General features: G+C 53.5%; 16 protein-coding genes, 1 tRNA gene and 1 pseudogene. 2 read left to right on the plus strand and 16 right to left on the minus strand.

Translation table 11 applies throughout. From position 1 onward, the window contains the following. Positions 1-67: 67 nt before the first annotated feature. The 13 genes from HV157_RS08360 to HV157_RS08420 all read right to left on the minus strand — a co-directional run bounded on the left by HV157_RS08360 (position 68) and on the right by HV157_RS08420 (position 14,014). Positions 68-1,210 (minus strand): Gfo/Idh/MocA family oxidoreductase, encoded by a 1,143-nt coding sequence (locus HV157_RS08360; RefSeq protein ID WP_182268310.1) that lies wholly within the window; start codon positions 1,208-1,210, stop codon positions 68-70. Then, a complete protein-coding gene (locus HV157_RS08365; protein WP_182268309.1) occupies positions 1,203-2,228 on the minus strand; it encodes a sugar phosphate isomerase/epimerase in 1,026 nt (341 codons plus the stop codon). The genes HV157_RS08360 and HV157_RS08365 overlap by 8 nt, the downstream gene beginning before the upstream one ends. Positions 2,229-2,243: 15 nt before the next feature. Next, the gene (locus HV157_RS08370; protein ID WP_041162456.1) at positions 2,244-3,482 is read right to left on the minus strand and encodes an MFS transporter; all 1,239 of its coding nucleotides are present in this window, start codon (positions 3,480-3,482) and stop codon (positions 2,244-2,246) included. Positions 3,483-3,666: 184 nt separating this feature from the next. Next, positions 3,667-5,055: a phenylalanine transporter gene (pheP, locus tag HV157_RS08375; protein ID WP_059306883.1), complete on the minus strand. Its 1,389-nt coding sequence runs from the start codon at positions 5,053-5,055 to the stop codon at positions 3,667-3,669. 102 nt (positions 5,056-5,157) lie between these two features. Next, on the minus strand, positions 5,158-7,341 hold the full coding sequence (locus tag HV157_RS08380) for a TonB-dependent siderophore receptor (RefSeq protein WP_182268308.1): 2,184 nt from the start codon (positions 7,339-7,341) through the stop codon (positions 5,158-5,160). A gap of 215 nt (positions 7,342-7,556) precedes the next feature. Next, entirely contained in the window at positions 7,557-8,597 is a 1,041-nt protein-coding gene (locus tag HV157_RS08385) for an ABC transporter ATP-binding protein (protein WP_025204783.1), read from the minus strand. 1 nt (position 8,598) lies between these two features. Then, positions 8,599-10,173 (minus strand): iron ABC transporter permease, encoded by a 1,575-nt coding sequence (locus tag HV157_RS08390; protein WP_182268307.1) that lies wholly within the window; start codon positions 10,171-10,173, stop codon positions 8,599-8,601. Between the two features lie 24 nt (positions 10,174-10,197). Next, on the minus strand, positions 10,198-11,214 hold the full coding sequence (locus HV157_RS08395) for an iron ABC transporter substrate-binding protein (RefSeq protein ID WP_020885149.1): 1,017 nt from the start codon (positions 11,212-11,214) through the stop codon (positions 10,198-10,200). A gap of 330 nt (positions 11,215-11,544) precedes the next feature. Then, positions 11,545-11,611 (minus strand) — tRNA-Ser (locus HV157_RS08400). A gap of 158 nt (positions 11,612-11,769) precedes the next feature. Beyond that, positions 11,770-12,159, minus strand: coding sequence for a S24 family peptidase (locus HV157_RS08405; RefSeq protein ID WP_182268306.1), 390 nt, complete (start codon positions 12,157-12,159; stop codon positions 11,770-11,772). Between the two features lie 152 nt (positions 12,160-12,311). Next, positions 12,312-13,088 (minus strand): ORF6N domain-containing protein, encoded by a 777-nt coding sequence (locus tag HV157_RS08410; protein ID WP_182378459.1) that lies wholly within the window; start codon positions 13,086-13,088, stop codon positions 12,312-12,314. Between the two features lie 67 nt (positions 13,089-13,155). Beyond that, complete coding sequence (locus tag HV157_RS08415; RefSeq protein ID WP_346010513.1) at positions 13,156-13,779, minus strand: P22AR C-terminal domain-containing protein; 624 nt, start codon at positions 13,777-13,779, stop codon at positions 13,156-13,158. A 73-nt stretch (positions 13,780-13,852) separates the two neighbouring features. Beyond that, on the minus strand, positions 13,853-14,014 hold the full coding sequence (locus tag HV157_RS08420; protein ID WP_182378463.1) for an Arc family DNA-binding protein: 162 nt from the start codon (positions 14,012-14,014) through the stop codon (positions 13,853-13,855). A gap of 118 nt (positions 14,015-14,132) precedes the next feature. On the opposite strand from HV157_RS08420, the gene HV157_RS08425 reads away from it, so the two are divergent. Further along, positions 14,133-14,411 carry an Arc family DNA-binding protein gene (locus HV157_RS08425; RefSeq protein ID WP_182378465.1) on the plus strand — a complete coding sequence of 93 codons (279 nt, stop codon included), beginning with the start codon at positions 14,133-14,135 and terminating at the stop codon, positions 14,409-14,411. A gap of 44 nt (positions 14,412-14,455) precedes the next feature. Further along, positions 14,456-14,863 (plus strand): hypothetical protein, encoded by a 408-nt coding sequence (locus HV157_RS08430; RefSeq protein WP_182378467.1) that lies wholly within the window; start codon positions 14,456-14,458, stop codon positions 14,861-14,863. Positions 14,864-14,892: 29 nt separating this feature from the next. Here the strand turns inward: HV157_RS08430 and HV157_RS08435 are convergent, their stop codons facing one another. From HV157_RS08435 to HV157_RS08445, 3 genes and pseudogenes are all read right to left on the minus strand, one after another. Beyond that, positions 14,893-16,218, minus strand: coding sequence for an SGNH/GDSL hydrolase family protein (locus HV157_RS08435; RefSeq protein WP_346010560.1), 1,326 nt, complete (start codon positions 16,216-16,218; stop codon positions 14,893-14,895). 103 nt (positions 16,219-16,321) lie between these two features. Then, positions 16,322-17,302, minus strand: coding sequence for an IS5-like element IS5 family transposase (locus HV157_RS08440; protein WP_000019402.1), 981 nt, complete (start codon positions 17,300-17,302; stop codon positions 16,322-16,324). Positions 17,303-17,663: 361 nt separating this feature from the next. After that, positions 17,664-18,056 (minus strand): annotated as a pseudogene (locus HV157_RS08445) (phage tail protein); the annotation flags it as partial. Positions 18,057-18,064: the final 8 nt, after the last annotated feature.

Here is an 18,064-nt window from a genome sequence, read left to right on the forward strand (position 1 = left end):
CACTTCCTGCGGTTAACGTTTTATGCAGGCTACCATAAATTCGTTGCCCGGCGAACCGGGCAACGCGTCAATACGCAACGCGCACCCAGCGCTGTTGCTGATGGCTTTTCACTATCGCATCAATGATATACATGACGTTCGCGCCGTCATGGAACGTCGCAAACAGCGGCTGTGCCGGCATCTCCCCCTGCATCACGGCGCGGTAAAACTGCGCCATCATATTTTTAAAGGCATCGGGCCAGCCTTCGATATGTCCGCCGGGAAAATGGGCGCTTTCGGCCACGTCACGGTTCATCAGGTTTGGATCGTCGGAGAGGGTCTGGTTTGCCTGCGTACGATGGCCGATCCAGAGTTGCTGCGGCACCTCCTGATCCCACGCCACGGACCGTTCGCTGCCGTTAATTTCAAACGTCAGCCGATTTTTGCGCCCGGCGCTGACCTGCGAGACGTTAAAACTGCCTTTGCTGCCATCGTCGAAGCGCACCAGCACTGAGCCAAAATCTTCGGTGGTGACCGGTTTGTCTTCATCGTTCGCGCTGCGATCATCCGTGAAGGTCCGGTTTCCCGCCGCACTGGCCTTGCGCGTTGGCCAGACGATGGCGAGGTCGGCCATCACGTCGGTGATCCGCCGCCCGGTCACAAACTGCACCGTGTCGCACCAGTGGGAGCCAATATCCGCCACCGCGCGCGATTCACCGCCCAGCGTGGCATCCACCCGCCAGTTGTAGTCGGTTTCCAACAGCATCCAGTCCTGCAGGTAGCTGCCATGCGTGGCAAACAGCCGACCGAGACTGCCCTCGCGCCTCATGCTGGCCGCCTGGCGCACCATCGCAAACTGGCGATAGACAAAGCTGACGCCGTGTACCACGCCCGCCTGCTCAGCCAGTGCCACCAGCTCGCGGGCCTCCTCCGGGGTCATACACAGCGGCTTTTCGGAAAAAACATGCTTACCCGCCCGCAAAATCTGGCGGTTAATCTCTGCGTGCAGATGGTTTGGCGTGCAGTTATGCACCACGTGCAGATCCGGATGGGCGAGCAGCGCCTCAACGTTCCCGTAAGCATGGGACACATTCAGCTGGCGCGCCTTTTCCTGCGCTTGTGAAAGCGAGCTGTCGCACAGGGCGACCACCTGCACACTGCCGAGACGCCGCAGCGCCTCAATGTGCGCCGGGCCGATAAAGCCACTGCCGACAATCCCGACGTTAATCATGGCAGCCTCCCGCGGCGAAATGGTCAAACGCGCGCCCGGATACCGGAATGATATGACGACGGATAAATTCGCTGCCTTCGCGGGCACCGGTATCGCCATCCTTAAGACAGCATTCCCACTCCAGCACTGCCCAGCCCTCGTAGTCGTACTGGGTCAGTTTGCTGAAAATACCGGTGAAATCGATCTGCCCGTCGCCCGGCGACCGGAAGCGACCCGCGCGATGGATCCACGGCTGGTAGCCACCGTATGCACCGCTGCGCCCGTTGGGACGAAACTCTGCATCTTTGACGTGAAACGCTTTAATGCGCGCATGGTAGAGATCGATAAACGTCAGGTAGTCCATCTGCTGAAGCAGCATATGGCTGGGATCGTAGAGAATATTGCAGCGCGGGTGGTTGTCCACAAGCGCCAGAAAACGCTCAAACGTCACGCCGTCATGCAGATCTTCCCCCGGATGCAGCTCATAACAGACATCGACGCCGTGCTCATCAAAGGTGTCCAGAATGGGCCGCCAGCGGGTTGCCAGCGTCTGGAAAGCGTCCTGAAAACGCTGCGCATTGTGCGGCGGCCACGGGTAGAAAAATGGCCACGCCAGCGATCCAGAAAAAGTGGCGTGCGCTGTCAGGCCTAATTTTGCGGAGGCCGCCGCCGCCTGATTCAGTTTGCTGGTCGCCCACGCCCGACGGGCCGCGTCGTTACCCCGCACGTCTGCCGGCGCGAAATGGTCAAACGCGTCGCCGTAGACCGGGTTCACCGCAATAAGCTGCCCTTCCAGATGGGTCGACAGCTCGCTGATCGCCAGCCCGTGCTCCGCCAGCGTGCCGGTAATGTCGTCACAGTAGGTCTGGCTCTCAGCCGCTTTCTCCACGTCAAAAATGTGCGGATGATTGCAGGGGATCTGCACGGCTTTGTAGCCCTTACCTGCTGCCCAGCCTGCCAGCCCATCCAGCGAGTTAAACGGCGCTTCTGCGCTGATAAACTGCGACAGGAAAATACCGGGTCCCTTAATCGTTCTCATACCACCTCCTGAACGTTACGCCTTGTCATCGTCATATTTGAACGTGAGAAGGAAAATCAGCGCAATCACCGCTGCCGCCACCGCCGGGATCCACCAGAAGGTGACCCACGCCTGCGGCACGGCCTGTCCCGCCACCAGACGGTTATACAGCGCGCCAGAAATCTGTGAACCAAGCAGCATGCCGATGCCATAGGTGAACATCACGATCATGCTCTGCGCCTGGCCTTTCACCTTTTCGCCCGCCACGCGGTCGGTATAGATAAAGCCCACCACAAAGAAGAAGTCATAGCACACACCGTGCAGCAGGATGCCGAGATAGAGCAGGAAACGTCCCTCCTCACTCACCCCCATGGCAAACATCGCGTAACGGACAAACCACGCCAGCATGCCGACCAGCAGCATAACTTTCACGCCCAGACGGCGGAAAAGCAGCGGGATCACCAGCATGAAGACAATCTCTGACATCTGGCCGAACGACATCGCGGTGCTGACATCAGCAATCCCGGCATCCGCCAGATACGAGGCGGTGTAAGCGTAGTAGGTGCCAAGCGGCACGGAAATCAGCATTGCGCAGACGGAAAAGACCAGGAAGTGGCGGGTTTTCAGCAGGGCAAACGCATCAGCGCAGAACAGATCGCGAACCTGGACCGGCAGCCCTTTTGCCGGGGCGGGCGTGTGCGGCAGCGTCAGACTGTAGATCGCCAGCAGCACGGAGCTCGCCGCCGCAACCTGGAAGATCGTGACGCTGGAGGCCACGCCGGTAACGCCGATAAAGATCCCCGCGACAATCCAGCCGATAGTGCCGAACACGCGCACCACCGGGAAGGTTTTATCGACATTTGCCAGGCTGTGAAACGCGATGTTGTTCGTTAAGGCCAGCGTCGGCATATAGCAAAGCGTGTAGCCAAACAGCAGGCCAATCAGCAGCGCACCATTTTCAGCGATCAGCGCCCCCGGAACGAACCACAGGATAGCCGCGCCCGCCAGGTGCATTACCGCCATCACCTTCTGCGAGGCGAAGAAGCGATCCACCAGCATCCCGAGCACGAACGGCGACAAAATAGAGGCGATGGGCCCGGCGGAGAACGCATCGCCAATCAGCAACGACATGTTGTGCTGGGTCATCACCAGACCCAGCGTGACCGACCAGCTACCCCAGATAAAAAACTGCAGAAACATCATCAGCGACAGACGCGGAACCAGCAGCCGGTGCTGCGCTATCACCTTTCCACTACTTTCAGTTGTTGACACCATAATGAGCCTCACCCAAGAAAAGTAATCGATTACAAATACCCTCAAATGAAAAGCAATCGATTACAAAATAAAGATCCTGTGGATCAGGAGAGATTTGGGAGAGGGGTCACGATAAAGAGGTTTATCGCGTTGGGATGGGAAACCGGATAGCTCGCCCTCTCCCACCGGGAGAGGACGGCATGCATTATTGCTTGCGGGAAAGTTTAAACGCCACAAACAGGAAGATGACCCACACCGGGAGCAACATCGCGGAAAGCCGCATGTCGTCCATGCTGCACATCAGCACAAGGATCAACCCGAGGAAAGCGATGCAGAGATAGTTTCCTGCCGGATAAAGCAGCGCTTTAAACTGCGTCTCACGTCCCTTGCGACGCATCGCGGCACGAAAACGCAGGTGCGCCAGGCAGATCATGATCCAGTTCAGCAGCAGGGTGGCAACCACCAGCGCCATCAGCAGGCCAAACGCCTCTTTTGGCAGCAGGTAGTTGATCACCACCACCAAAGAGGTGATCGCACCGGACAACAGCAGAGAATTCACCGGCACGCCGCGACGGCTGACGCGGGTTAAGAACTTCGGCGCATTCCCCTGCACGGAGAGGCCAAACAGCATCCGGCTGTTGGAGTAGACGCCGCTGTTATAGACCGAAAGTGACGCCACCAGAATAACGAAGTTCAACGCTGAGGCCACCACATTACTGTTGAGATCGTGGAAAATCATCACAAACGGACTGCTGTTTGATTTCACCTCAACCCAGGGATAGAGCGCGAGCAATACCACCAGCGAACCGATGTAGAACAGCAGAATACGGTACACCACCTGGTTGACCGCTTTCGGAATGCTTTTATGCGGGTCGCGCGCTTCAGCGGCAGTGATACCAATCAGCTCCAGCCCGCCGAAAGAGAACATGATCACCGCCAGCGAAAGGATAAGCCCCTTCCAGCCGGTCGCCAGGAACCCTCCGTGCTGCCACAGGTTGTCGATCGTGGCACGCTCACCGCCATGACCCGAGAACAGCAACCACAGGCCAAAACCAATCATGCCGATAATCGCCAGCACCTTGATGAGCGCAAACCAGAACTCGGTTTCACCGTACAAACGGACGTTCACAAGGTTGATGGCATTGATGATAATGAAGAAGGCCGCCGCCCAAATCCAGGTGGGCACATCCGGGAGCCAGTACTGCATGTAGATGCCAGCGGCGGTCAGCTCTGCCATCCCCACCAGCACAAACATCACCCAGTAGTTCCAGCCGGAGAGGAACCCCGCAAACGGGCCCCAGTATTTATACGCAAAGTGCGCGAACGAGCCTGACACAGGCTCTTCGACGACCATCTCGCCGAGCTGGCGCATGATCAGGAAGGCGATAATCCCGGCGAGGGCATAACCCAGCAATACCGCCGGCCCCGCCATCTGAATGGCCGGGCCGATGCCGAGAAACAGCCCGGTACCGATAGCCCCACCGAGGGCAATTAACTGTATATGTCGATTTTGCAAACCACGTTGCAGCGTCGGATTCTGTTCCGACGAAGCTTCAGCGCTACCGGTGCCTGAAGCGGATGACGCGTCTTTCACGCCCTACCCCTGTCTCTTTTTTAGAAGGGGCACGTTTTAACACTTCAGGCTGGTGGTAGCAAGGGAATGGGGCATCCCTGCCCCGGATAACGAGCGGCGTTCTCAGAATGCGTAGCCCACCGAGACTTTAAAGGTACGCGGTTCGCCCTGGGTGATGTAGGTACCTGAATCATCCACGCTGGACCAGTAGTTTTCATTGGTCACGTTGTCGATACCCGCACGCACCGTCATCTGATTTTGATTGTGGTTAACGGCGAAGCGATAACGCATACCCAGATCCAGCGTAGTATAGCTGTCCAGCTTTTTGGTGTTCGCCAGGTCCGCGTATTGCGTGCCGGAGTGGTTCACGCGCGCGGTAGCGGTCAGGCCATCAATCGGTTTGATGTCATACTCTGCGCCCAGAACAGCATAGAAATTCGGAACGCCAATCGCATCATTACCCTGGTTGAGGCCGTTGTTGGTTTTGGTCAGCTCCGCCTGCAGCCAGGTAGCGCTGGCGTTCAGACGGACGCCCAGCAGGGGCTCACCGAACACATTCAGCTCCACGCCGCGGTTACGCTGCTCGGCATCAAGACCATAATGACCGTTGCTGTTGAGGATCGCCGACGGCATTTTGATCTCAAACAGCGCCAGGGAGCCGCCCACGCGACCAAAATCCGCCTTCACGCCCACTTCGTTCTGCTTAGAGTGAACGATGCCGGTGCTCTGCCCGTAGTTGGTGGCGGTGTTGGGAGCTGTTTGACCCGGCTGCAGCGCTTCGGTGTGGTTGGCATACAGGGAGATCGCCTCCCACGGCTTGTAAACCACGCCGTAGGTAGGCATCCAGCGGCTGCCGTCGAAACCGTCTGCTTTATTTTCCTGCCCGGTAATTTTGTTGTATCCGCGAATGACCACCTTCTGATGACGCGCCCCGGCGGTAAACAGCAGTTTGTCGTCCAGCACGCCCAGCGTATCACTCAACAGCCAGCCCTGCGTCCGGGTACGCCCGCTGGTGAGCGGATCGCTGTAATTTCCGCCTAAGCCGTTGAAACTGGAGCTATCCGGCATATCCACACCGGTATTGTGGTAGATATTGGTGGTTGGGTTATCCGCCGCCGACGACATTTTCCAGCCGATTTTTTCGTTTTTGGTCATCGCGGAGTAACCAACGTTGACTTTATGCGTTACGAAGCCGGTAGCAAAGTTACCGCGAATACCCGCCATCCCGCTCACGGAATCGCTGATGCGGTTGGTATCAAGACGGCTGACCGTCGCCTTACCACTTTTATCCAGCAGCTTCGGCGCGCTGTAAATCCCTTCTTCGTGAGCGTGCTGTGCGCCGAGGCCGGTATAGGCCGTCCAGTTATCGGTAATGTCGTACTCGCTGCGCCACATCCCGAATTCATTTTCGATGTTGCTGTAGGCCCATTTCTGCGAGAAGTTGCGATCGTTTTTCGGCGGTTCAGGCACGAAATCCACGGCGGAGATATTGACGCTGGTCGGGCTGCCATGGAAGGTTTTCTTCTGATACCCCACATCCAGAGAGGTGCGGAAATTGTCGCCTTTGTAGTCGAGGCCGGTGGAGAGCAGCGTAGTGCGGCGGCGATCGTTGGGCACCCCGCTTTCCCCTTCGCGATGGACGAGGTTCACGCGCGCGCCAAACTGGTCGTTGTCGCCATAGCGACGGCCCGCATCCAGCGTGGTGCCAAACTGGGAATCAGAGGTGTAATCGACGCCCACTTTTGCCTGCGGCGTTTCATCCGCGTGTTTCGGCTCAAGGTTAATCATTCCCCCCACGCCTGAACTTGCCGCGCCGTTCATCAGGGCGTTTGCCCCTTTAAAAATCTCAATGCGGTCGACCATCTGCGCATCCACCACCTGACGCGGCAGAACGCCAGACAGGCCGCCGAAGGTCATGTCATCTCCGTCAAACTTCAGGCCACGGATACGGAAGGTTTCGGCGCTGTTGCCGTAACCCTGAACGTACTGCACCCCCGCGTCGTTAGCGACCACATCAGCAATGGTTTTCGCCTGCTGATCTTCTACCAGCTTCGAGGTGTAGCTGATGATATTAAACGGCACGTCCATGGCGTTCTGCTGCCCCAGCATCCCCATGCGTCCACCGTTCGCCACCTGCCCGTCAAGGAACGCCGGCACAAGCTGGTCGCCGCCGGGTTTAAAATCGCTGGCAGGCGCAGACTGGACAATCAGGGTGTCTTCTTTCTTTTCATCCGCCGCCAGGACAGAGTGCGTGACCGCGCCGATGGCGAGAGCCAGCAGCGTTTTATGCCTTTTCGTGTTGTTCATAATTAACTCATTAAACGTGCGCGCAAAAAGGGCCCGTTGTCGGGCCTTAGAATGTAATCAAGTGCAATGCAAATGAGAACTATACGCATTACATGATTATTGGCAAGCGTAAACGCACGTCACTGCGTGAGAAAATCGGTTAACAGGCGCGGGAAAGCAGGAGGACGTATGGACGGGATAGCGTGGCATAACCGCCCCGTTTCCGGGACGGTCTTTCAGGCGCGGCGGGAGAACGATAAAACGCGGGCGGTTCCCGCAACATCAATACGCACAGCCGTACCCGGATTCCAGCCAGGCTGGCTTACGGTCTTCAGAACAACAGGCTCCTGATGCCCGGCAAACGCCAGGGTGAGCGTGGACAAATGACCGGTAAAATCGACATCAATTATCGACACCGGGCTTTCATGCGGCGCGCACGCCGTCACGCGCAGTTGTTCAGGGCGCATCATGACGCGGCCCTGCCCGGTGGCATGCGTATTGTTGGTGGGTATCTCACCCAGCGCGCACACCGCATGGCCGGCGGTAAGCTGAGCGGGCAGGATCACCGCGTCGCCCAGAAACAGCGCGGTCTCTTCATCAACGGGCTGAGTGTAGACGTCATACGGGGTACCCACCTGGGTAAAGCGCCCGGAACGCATTACTGCCACCTGGGTGGCAAAAGATAATGCTTCGTTTTGATCGTGCGTCACCAGAATCGAGGCAACGCCCGCTTCAGCCAGCAGGTCAGCGGTCGCTTTGCGGGTCATGGCGCGAAGACCGGTATCGAGCGCCGAGAACGGCTCATCCAGCAGCATCAATGAAGGACGCTGAGCCAGCGCGCGGGCGAGCGCCACACGCTGCTGCTGTCCGCCAGAAATCTCATGCGGCCAGTGGGTCGCGAGCTGCCTGTCCAGCGACACCATCTCCATCAGCGCCTCTACGCGCTGGCGCTTTTCGTGGCGCGTGCCGTCCAGCCCCCAGGCAATGTTGTCTGCAACGCTGAGATGCGGGAATAACGCGCCCTCCTGGGGAACAAAGCCAATGCCGCGCAGATGAGCGGGAACAAAGCTGTTTTCGTCAAACAGCGTTCGGCCCTGCATCACTATCCGCCCGGCGTCCGGCGTTTCAAAGCCGGCAAGAATGCGCAGCAGCGTCGTTTTCCCTGACCCGGACGGCCCGACTATCGCCGTCCGGCTCCCCGGCGCAACGCTCAGGTTTAAGCTGTCGAGCACCTGCACACCGGAAAAGGATTTAGAAATGGACGTTAATTCAAGCATGTCATAGTCCTGCAATTTTTTTCGACTGCACGTAGAGGATGGCGGTCAGCGGGAGTGAAATCAGGATCATCAGCATCGCGTACGGCGCGGCGGCAACATAATCGATCTCACTGGTCAGCGCCCAGAAACCGGTGGAAAGCGTGCGTGTTCCCAGCGGGGAGAGCAGCAGCGTGGCGGTCAGTTCGTTGCTGACGCCGAGAAAAACAAGCGCAGCCCCCGCGGCGGCACCCGGCGCGGCCAGCCGCATGGTGACGCTCCACAGCGCCTTCGCAGGCGTGCTGCCAAGGCTACGCGCCACGTTTTCCAGCTCTACCGGCGCCTGTGCAATCCCGGCCCGCAGGTTGATGAGCGCGCGGGGCATAAACATCAACAGATAGGCGAGGAACAGCGTAATTTCCGTCTGATAAATGAAGCGGGCGTAATGAATCGTCACCGTTACCAGCGCGAGAGCGGTCACAATCCCCGGCAGCGAGCTGGTGATGTAGATACACCCTTCCAGCATCCGGAAGACGCGGTGCGGATAACGGATACCGAGCCACGCAATGGGGATCACGCAGGCCGTGGTCAGCAGTGCCCCACCCACGCCGAGCATGAGCGTCTGGCGCAGGGAGTGCCAGAGATCCGCGCTCATCCAGTTCTCAATACCGCCCAGCCAGACCCAGCGACACAGCACAATTAACGGTACGCCCAGCGCCAGCACGCTCAGCGTGAGGAAAAACAGCTGGGCCAGCGTGGCCGCGACCGGCTTCAGCGGCCAGCGTTTCTGTTCACGTGCGGCCCCGCCGCCGATGCGCGCATAGCGTGCTTTTCCGCGCGTCACCCCTTCCAGCATTAAGATGGCCAGACAGCATAAGGCCAGCACGCCCGCCAGCATATTGGCTGCCGGGCCGCTGAAGGTAGACTGAAACTGGTCATAAATCGCGGTGGTGAACGTATCAAAGCGGATCATCACGTACAGGCCGTATTCCGCCAGCAGGTGCAGCGCGACCAGCAGCGCCCCGCCGCAGATAGCAAGCTTGAGCTGCGGCAACACTACGCGGAAAAAGACCCGCCACGGCGGCGTGCCGAGCGACGCGGCCACATCTTCAAGCGTCGGGTCGAGGCGGCGCAGTACTGCGGCAACCGGCATGTAGATAAACGGGTAGTAAGCTAAAACAGAGAGAAATACTCCCGCGGAAAGACCGTGCAGGGAGGGGATGACGCTCACCCAGGCATAGCTTTGTACAAACGCGGGGATTGCCAGCGGGGCGACCGCCAGCGCAGACCATATTCCCCGCCCGGCCAGCCGGGTACGCTCCGTGAGCCAGGCTATCGCCACGCCGGTCACAATACAAAGCGGAACCGCTAAGGCCGTCAGCCACAGCGTGTTGCTGAGCAACTCAGCAACACGCGGGCGGAACACCAGCGTCTTAATGGTCTCCCAGCCCGTCTCAATGCCAATGGCAATGATAAAACCCAGAGGCAGAAGCGCCATTAATGAAAATAAGACAGCTAACGCAACCATCGGCAGTGCAGGTCGCCTGCGAGCAGGCTCCTGCATCCTGTTTTTTCCGATGTCGAGACTCAGACCAGACATAAGGCGTTCACTTAACTCTCAGGATCACAGCAGGCCGGCTTGCGTCATCAGCTCGATAACTTTTTTGCTGTTAAGCGTTGAAGGTTCCACTTTCGGCGCATCCAGATCTTTCAGCGGAACCAGTTTCGGGTTAGAGGCCGCGTTCACGCCAACCGCATATTCAAACGCGTTGTTGGTGCGCAGGCTCTCCTGACCTTCTTTACCGGTGATCCACTTGATGAATGCCTGAGCCTGTTCTTTGTGTTTGCTGGACGCCAGTACGCCACCGCCGGAAAGGCTGACAAAGGCACCCGGATCCTGATGTTTGAAGTAGTAGAGTTGGGTATTTTTGCTGTTTTCACCCGTTTTGGACTGATCGACAAAACGGTAGTAGTGATAAATCACACCGCCATCAATCTGGCCGGCGTTAACGGCTTTCATCACGGTGCTGTTACCTTTGTAGGCCACAAAATTGGTTTTCATCGCCTTCAGCCACTCAAGGGTGGCCTGCTCGCCTTTCAGGGCCAGCATCGCACTTACGATCGCCTGGAAATCCGCGCCTGACGGCGATGCCGCCCAGCGGCCTTTCCACTCAGGTTTCGCCAGATCCATCAGCGATGTTGGCAATTGCTGTTCGCTCAATTTTTCCGGGTTATAGACAAACACCGTGCTACGCGCAGCAATCCCGATCCAGCGGCCGTGCGCAGGACGAAATTCCGCAGGCACCTGCTTCAGGGTCTCTGCATCCAGTGGCGCGAACAGTTTGGCATTATCCACCAGAACCATTGAAGGCGAGTTTTCCGTCAGAAACACGTCTGCAGGTGATGCCGTGCCTTCCTGAACCAGCTGGTTACCCAGCTCGCTGTCATCGCCATTACGCAGCGTCACCTTAATACCCGTTTCTTTGGTAAAACCGTCTACCCACGCCTTCACCAGATTTTCATGCTGCGCGTTATAAACAACGATACCTTCGTTGTTATCAGCGGCAAATGCTTGTGTGGAAAGGAAAAGAGATGAAGACAACAAGGCAAGCGAGAAGCATGACAACAGGCGAGAATTCATGAACATATCCTTTATAGACCAGGGTGATTTACCACGCATAGCGTTGTGGGACAGGATTAAAGCATACAAAAACGCTAATGATAATTAGTATCAATCAAGTTTAGTCGTAAAAGTGTAAAATATTCTTATACAGCGGATAAATATGATAAAAATCCAGATTATAAAAATGGATGAAATAAAGATTAAGAAAACCTTAGGCTGGAAAAATAACAAATATTCATTAGCGTTCTATTTATTTCCCGATTATTTAATCGACAGAATGAGATCGGCATAAACGTGTATTTAGCGTAAAACGGGAGAGTGGAAGCGAAAAAGGGTGAAGGCAGTAAATGGCACGCCCTGTAGGATTCGAACCTACGACCTACGGCTTAGAAGAACGTAGAGTACCATTTAACGCACTGTAATATCATTAGTTTTTCCGCGCTCGCACCTCGATTGTGTCATTACGTGTCGTTATATGCTTCTGCGTTTCGTTACGACTCATCCATGCATGACACATCTGTGACACAGAGAGTGCACAGCCATGCCGCCTGGCATAGCTATGCCTTTTCCCCATTACATCACCGGGCAGTCGTCGAACTCGCCAGAGCGAGCATCGTTGATGCTGTAGGTGATCACCCCAAACACCGGCCGCGAAGTATCCGACAAATCGTCCTTCGATGGTAACGGCTCCCTCCTTCCATTTTCAGGGTTCTCCAGACATGGATGCGGTAGCGTCCTGTAGCGCATGATCCTGAACTCACCATCAACAGCACAGACAAGCAAAGAACCGTCTTTCGGTGTCAGTGATGAATCGACGATGAGCATGGCGCCCTTCATGATTCCGGCGCGCAGGTATGTCGTCCCGGCTATCATCATGTAAGTGGCTGATGGATGTGCAATAAGCCGCTTGTCGAGCGATATGCGCTCTTCTACATAGTCTGCTGCTGGCGATGGAAAACCCATGATGCACCTCCGATGGTTACTGTATATGCATACAGTATTACTGATCGCTGGTGTCGATCAAGCGAAGCGATTGAACTGATTTATAAGTGGCGGTTGGTGCTGGAAATTTAGTTGTGAAAAACCCGCCGAAGCGGGTTTGTATTTGAGTTAGATTAGAATAGCTTTCGAAGATCTACACCGTACACTGCCAACCATGCTGCACGTGGCCAGGACTTTACGCTACCGAATCGAGGGTCTTCTACTTCATGAGGTTCTGCATCATTTTCACGGCACCACTTACGCAAAGGCTGCCATTTGAACTTCTGGTTAAGCTTTTTCTCTACCGGAATGATGGCAGCGAAGTTTTTACCTTCGCCAAGCCGCTCAGCTAACTTATTCTTTTCACGCACTGCGATAGAGGCCGTTGTCATTGCAGTGACTTCTCGCTTCTCAGAAATCCAGAGTTTTTCTTTTACCGCGCGATCACGCTGCTCTGTGATGAACCGGTTCTCTTTCACCTTTAAAAGAAGGTCTTCGAGCGCCTCTTCATAAGTAAGCGGGATACCAGCCACTGGAGTTGGTCTGAAATATGAGTCTTCCAGACGTTCGAAGAAAGACCACGCTTCATCTGTGTCGACTATTTTAGACATGCGTGCAGCGCCCTTCTCCGTCCATAGAGTCAGGATTCTTGCGCGCTTACCAACAGACTCGCTAGAAGATAGTCTGTTCTTAAACTCCCTTAAATCATTCCCTTTTAACGTGAAGTAATGAACGCCGTTGATAAATCGCGACTCATTTCTGATGTGATTTTGCTGAATTCGAATCACATCGGTTCCATAGCCTGCGGCCAGCGTTTCAGTTGTAACAACACGCAAACCCTTCCATTCAATCACCGGAAGCGGCTGGGGATCGACATTTGGTTCATGAACTGCTAAATTTAATGAAGTCATTGGTTGGACCCTTATGACAAGCTTCAATGGAAGCCGGTAGCTCGAACTGCCGGCTTTTCTTTTTGCATCACTGCAACATTTCCTGACGCAAGTGCGGTAATACCCTACTCCAGTTATCATCCCTCCATGGTTGAAATTCGATATGCGATGTTTCGCGCTTGATGATCTCTCTCCCCTTGTTAAGGGTTCTCGTGAACCCTTGGCCTATCGAGTAGAAATGACCTGCCTGCCGATGTTCAGCCACTTTCAGTAAGGGGTAGATATCGCGACAAGCAGTAATCATCACAGCTCCAGCCCGCCACAGCCACGCTAAATCACAAAGTTCTTGGTCTGTGAACTGTTTGGCGATCGGTGAGTGCTCTACTTCTCGATCCAAAATACCCAATACCCAGCGGCGAAACTCTTTGGCTACATCTGTGCGAGCGAACATGGCAATCAGGTGAGCACCTCGAAGGGAAAAAACACGCACCTTCTTGCGGTAATTTCCTGAGGTCACTGATTCAATGACCTGAGTCATTCCATCGGAGAATTCATCATTGTTTTGGTTGAAGAGGTTGGTAATGGACTTGGTGCTTTTGTATTTCAAAGCAGCAGCCAAATCAGCCGAAGTAAACCAAACGCTGCCCATATCATTTACTGGAGAAAGCTGAACACCTTTGAAGTTAAACTCGGATTTGGATACAATATTCATGTTGGTTTCCTTGCATACGGTTACTGACATAGAAGCCCGGTTCGTGTCCCCACACTGCCGGGTTTCGCTATTTTTATGCTTTGATAAACCCATCTTCTTTCAGGCTCCTTTCGATACGCTTAATGACCTCATTGTTAAGCGAACGCCCCTCACCCTTTGCTACTAACTTCAGCAACTCCTTAAGGTGTTCCGGGAAGCGAATACCTGTCGGAGCTATATCACGAACCCTTTCCATTTATACCTCACTTTCTCTTCATCGTGTAATAACTACACAAATCTTACATCGTGAGCATAGATTGTCAACGCATTTGTTATTACATTGTGTAGTTATATGACTTCACGAGAATTTGGTTATGAAAGTACGAGACATCGCACCTTATGGCGTACGGATGCCAGCAGAACTAAAAGAGAAGATTGCAGAGATAGCCAAAGCTAATGGCAGATCCATGAATGCGGAGATCGTTATGGCTATTGAGGCGTGGGTTTCATACCACGAGAGAAAGGAGGGTGTCGATACTACCAATATCAACATGCCAATGACAAAAGATGAGATGAGAATGCTCGTTGATAACGTCAAAGAAGCTGTGGTGACTCAGCTGGTTAAGAAATACAAATTCGTACCTAAGGAATAGAAAAAGCCCACCTGAGTGAGTGTTTACAACAAGGAGAAGTAATCATGGATAATTTTTCCTCAAAGATTGCTAGGATTTCCGGCATGACCAACAAGGAAATCATCGATCTGCACTTCACTATGCAGGAGGAGATCAAGAAGCAGTATAAATTGAGAGCTAACCCGAAGAACTTGCAGAACGCCATTTCTCTTTGTGAGAAATGTGTCGCCATATCAGGAATCGTCATTGAGGCTATGAAGAAAAAGCACCGCGCCGATTGTGACGAGTATGCTCGGATCTTTGGCCGCTTATCTCCTAATTCTAAGTTTTATTACCCCAGCCACACAGCGGCACGCCAACTTTGCATCATCCTAAAGAAGCAAGGGAATGCCAATCAAATAGCCTACATTGAAGACAAAATGGCGCGAGAAGGATGGGGTAGTGGAAAGAGCGTAGATTTACTCGATCTTTAAGCCCACCGAGGTGGGCTGAATTGCAGGTGTTATCGCCTGATTACGTGAAATGGCTGACCTTTGGTGTCAACTTTCAATTTCGACGCATCTACACCAAGACTTAATCTGGCCATTAATTGACCAACAACCGCAATAACATCCGTTCCTGACAGTTTTATTGTTGTGTAGTATGTCCCAGCAGTGACTGATGAGCTCATGTCAACTCCAGCAACCTCGGCATTGTTTGCCCAATAACTAAGCCTCAAAGTCGTTCCTGTTAACTTAAGAGATATTGCTTTTGAGTTAGCATTTCCTGAAGTATCAAGGAGTGCAACTTCAGATCCGCTTGAAAATGGATATTGCAGCGCGACTGCATCCATATTCAGTACGTAATCATCCGCTAGATAGCCGCCAGACTGATCAGTCATTGAATTGAAGCTTCCACCTATGAGCGACACTCCTGAAAATGTTGCTCCCGTACCAATGCTTGTTGCTGTATCTATCAATACCCCAACCACATTAAGACCTGCAAACACTTTCTTTGGAATGCATGTCATACCATCCCAATCAATATCACCTATAGATCCATATGTCTTTCGTGGCTCTGAAATATAAGCAGTAACATTATTTATGAAGTAGTTGTGTTTTGCAGAAGAACCCCAATAAAGCTCATTTATTCCAAACCTTTCCTGCCCATGCTCAAAAATGACGGGGAAATTTATTCCTGTGGCATTACTCTCTTTAGTCCAGATGAATGTTTCTCCACATCTCGCGCCATGTTCCTCAATGCTTGAGTTAGTGGAGTTGGTGTAAAATGTCGATCCATTAAGGCCAGCATTATCGCCTTTCATAGCAAGCCGATGCGCACTGACAAGTGGTATCGCCAGATTGTAACCATACTGACGATATGCTGTAGCGCTCATATGTACGCCGTCAGGGAAAATAGTGATTGGGGTAAATACATTCAGCGACTGAGACATGTATTTATAGTTATCAACCAGGTCTACAGCCATATTGGCTGCGACTTCCCTCATCACATTTACAAAATTGATGAATCTTTTGCTGTTTGGAGTCGTTCCGAGTCCAATGGTAAGTTGAGGGTTTGGCGTCACCAGAATCGGTGTTGCATTGTACTGGCGAGAAACCTTAACAAAGGTAATAAGGTCTTTTCTGTATTGAAGAATGTCCTTCCCTGTCTGGTTATCATTAATCCCATGATTGCAGTACACAATGTCACACGCTGACTCAGTAAGCCTTTGCTGATATGTTTTGCCAGAACCATCGGTGCCGCGAATCATGTCATACAGAGTTGTGCCAGGGATGGCGTAGTTAGGGAAGGTGCGAATAAGTGGGGAAATTCTTCTCGGCTGACTCAGTCATTTCATTTCTTCATGTTTGAGCCGATTTTTTCTCCCGTAAATGCCTTGAATCAGCCTATTTAGACCGTTTCTTCGCCATTTAAGGCGTTATCCCCAGTTTTTAGTGAGATCTCTCCCACTGACGTATCATTTGGTCCGCCCGAAACAGGTTGGCCAGCGTGAATAACATCGCCAGTTGGTTATCGTTTTTCAGCAACCCCTTGTATCTGGCTTTCACGAAGCCGAACTGTCGCTTGATGATGCGAAATGGGTGCTCCACCTTGGCCCGGATGCTGGCTTTCATGTATTCGATGTTGATGGCCGTTTTGTTCTTGCGTGGATGCTGTTTCAAGGTTCTTACCTTGCCGGGGCGCTCGGCGATCAGCCAGTCCACATCCACCTCGGCCAGCTCCTCGCGCTGTGGCGCCCCTTGGTAGCCGGCATCGGCTGAGACAAATTGCTCCTCTCCATGCAGCAGATTACCCAGCTGATTGAGGTCATGCTCGTTGGCCGCGGTGGTGACTAGGCTGTGGGTCAGGCCACTCTTGGCATCGACACCAATGTGGGCCTTCATGCCAAAGTGCCACTGATTGCCTTTCTTGGTCTGATGCATCTCCGGATCGCGTTGCTGCTCTTTGTTCTTGGTCGAGCTGGGTGCCTCAATGATGGTGGCATCGACCAAGGTGCCTTGAGTCATCATGACGCCTGCTTCGGCCAGCCAGCGATTGATGGTCTTGAACAATTGGCGGGCCAGTTGATGCTGCTCCAGCAGGTGGCGGAAATTCATGATGGTGGTGCGGTCCGGCAAGGCGCTATCCAGGGATAACCGGGCAAACAGACGCATGGAGGCGATTTCGTACAGAGCATCTTCCATCGCGCCATCGCTCAGGTTGTACCAATGCTGCATGCAGTGAATGCGTAGCATGGTTTCCAGCGGATAAGGTCGCCGGCCATTACCAGCCTTGGGGTAAAACGGCTCGATGACTTCCACCATGTTTTGCCATGGCAGAATCTGCTCCATGCGGGACAAGAAAATCTCTTTTCTGGTCTGACGGCGCTTACTGCTGAATTCACTGTCGGCGAAGGTAAGTTGATGACTCATGATGAACCCTGTTCCATGGCTCCAGATGACAAACATGATCTCATATCAGGGACTTGTTCGCACCTTCCTTAGTAATGGTTGGACTGACTGGTACCCCGTAAAGATACACCAGAGCCTCTTTACACATCTTTGGGGGGTTATTTACGCTTTGTGTCAGGCTTGGCGGCTCCGAGCCATACATAGTTGAGTCACCAAAAAACTTAATATTTTTTACAGTACCAGCAAGCATGTCTTTTGCGTGTGTGGCTGCTGTTTTACCTGAGTAATAAATTGAGTTCTCGACATCGTCAACGTGGGCGCTTAATGCATCCAAATCTTCCTGTTTCGCAGCTCCATTTACTAGGTCCACGCCTCCAGGACCGGCGAGATCGGATCTTAAAGATGCGTCACCTACACTTACCCATTTCCCCTTTCCAATCCCACCGGTGCTGTCAGGTGTAGATCCAGGGGGTACTACTTTGGGGAGCGTCCCATCCCATCTGTAGTATTCGCCGCTGCTTTCCCAGCGTAAGCACTCGTTAGCAAGGCTAAGGGTGCTGCCATCTTCAAAAGAATCCTTCGTGATATAGCCATAATTCAGAATTGCCTGATTCGCATCGTAATTTATACCTTCAATTGTACGATGCTTATTGCCAAATCTGTCAACATAATCATGGCTTTCAGACGTAACAAATTCGTCGATTTTTCCTGCGTTAAATTTCAGGTCGCGAGGCGATTCACTTGGAACAGGGAGATTGGTTGGTTGCGTAGCCATATTGATTC

Origin of the sequence: Enterobacter sp. RHBSTW-00318 (assembly GCF_014101375.1) — a bacterium.
Taxonomy (GTDB): Bacteria; Pseudomonadota; Gammaproteobacteria; order Enterobacterales; family Enterobacteriaceae; genus Enterobacter; species Enterobacter ludwigii.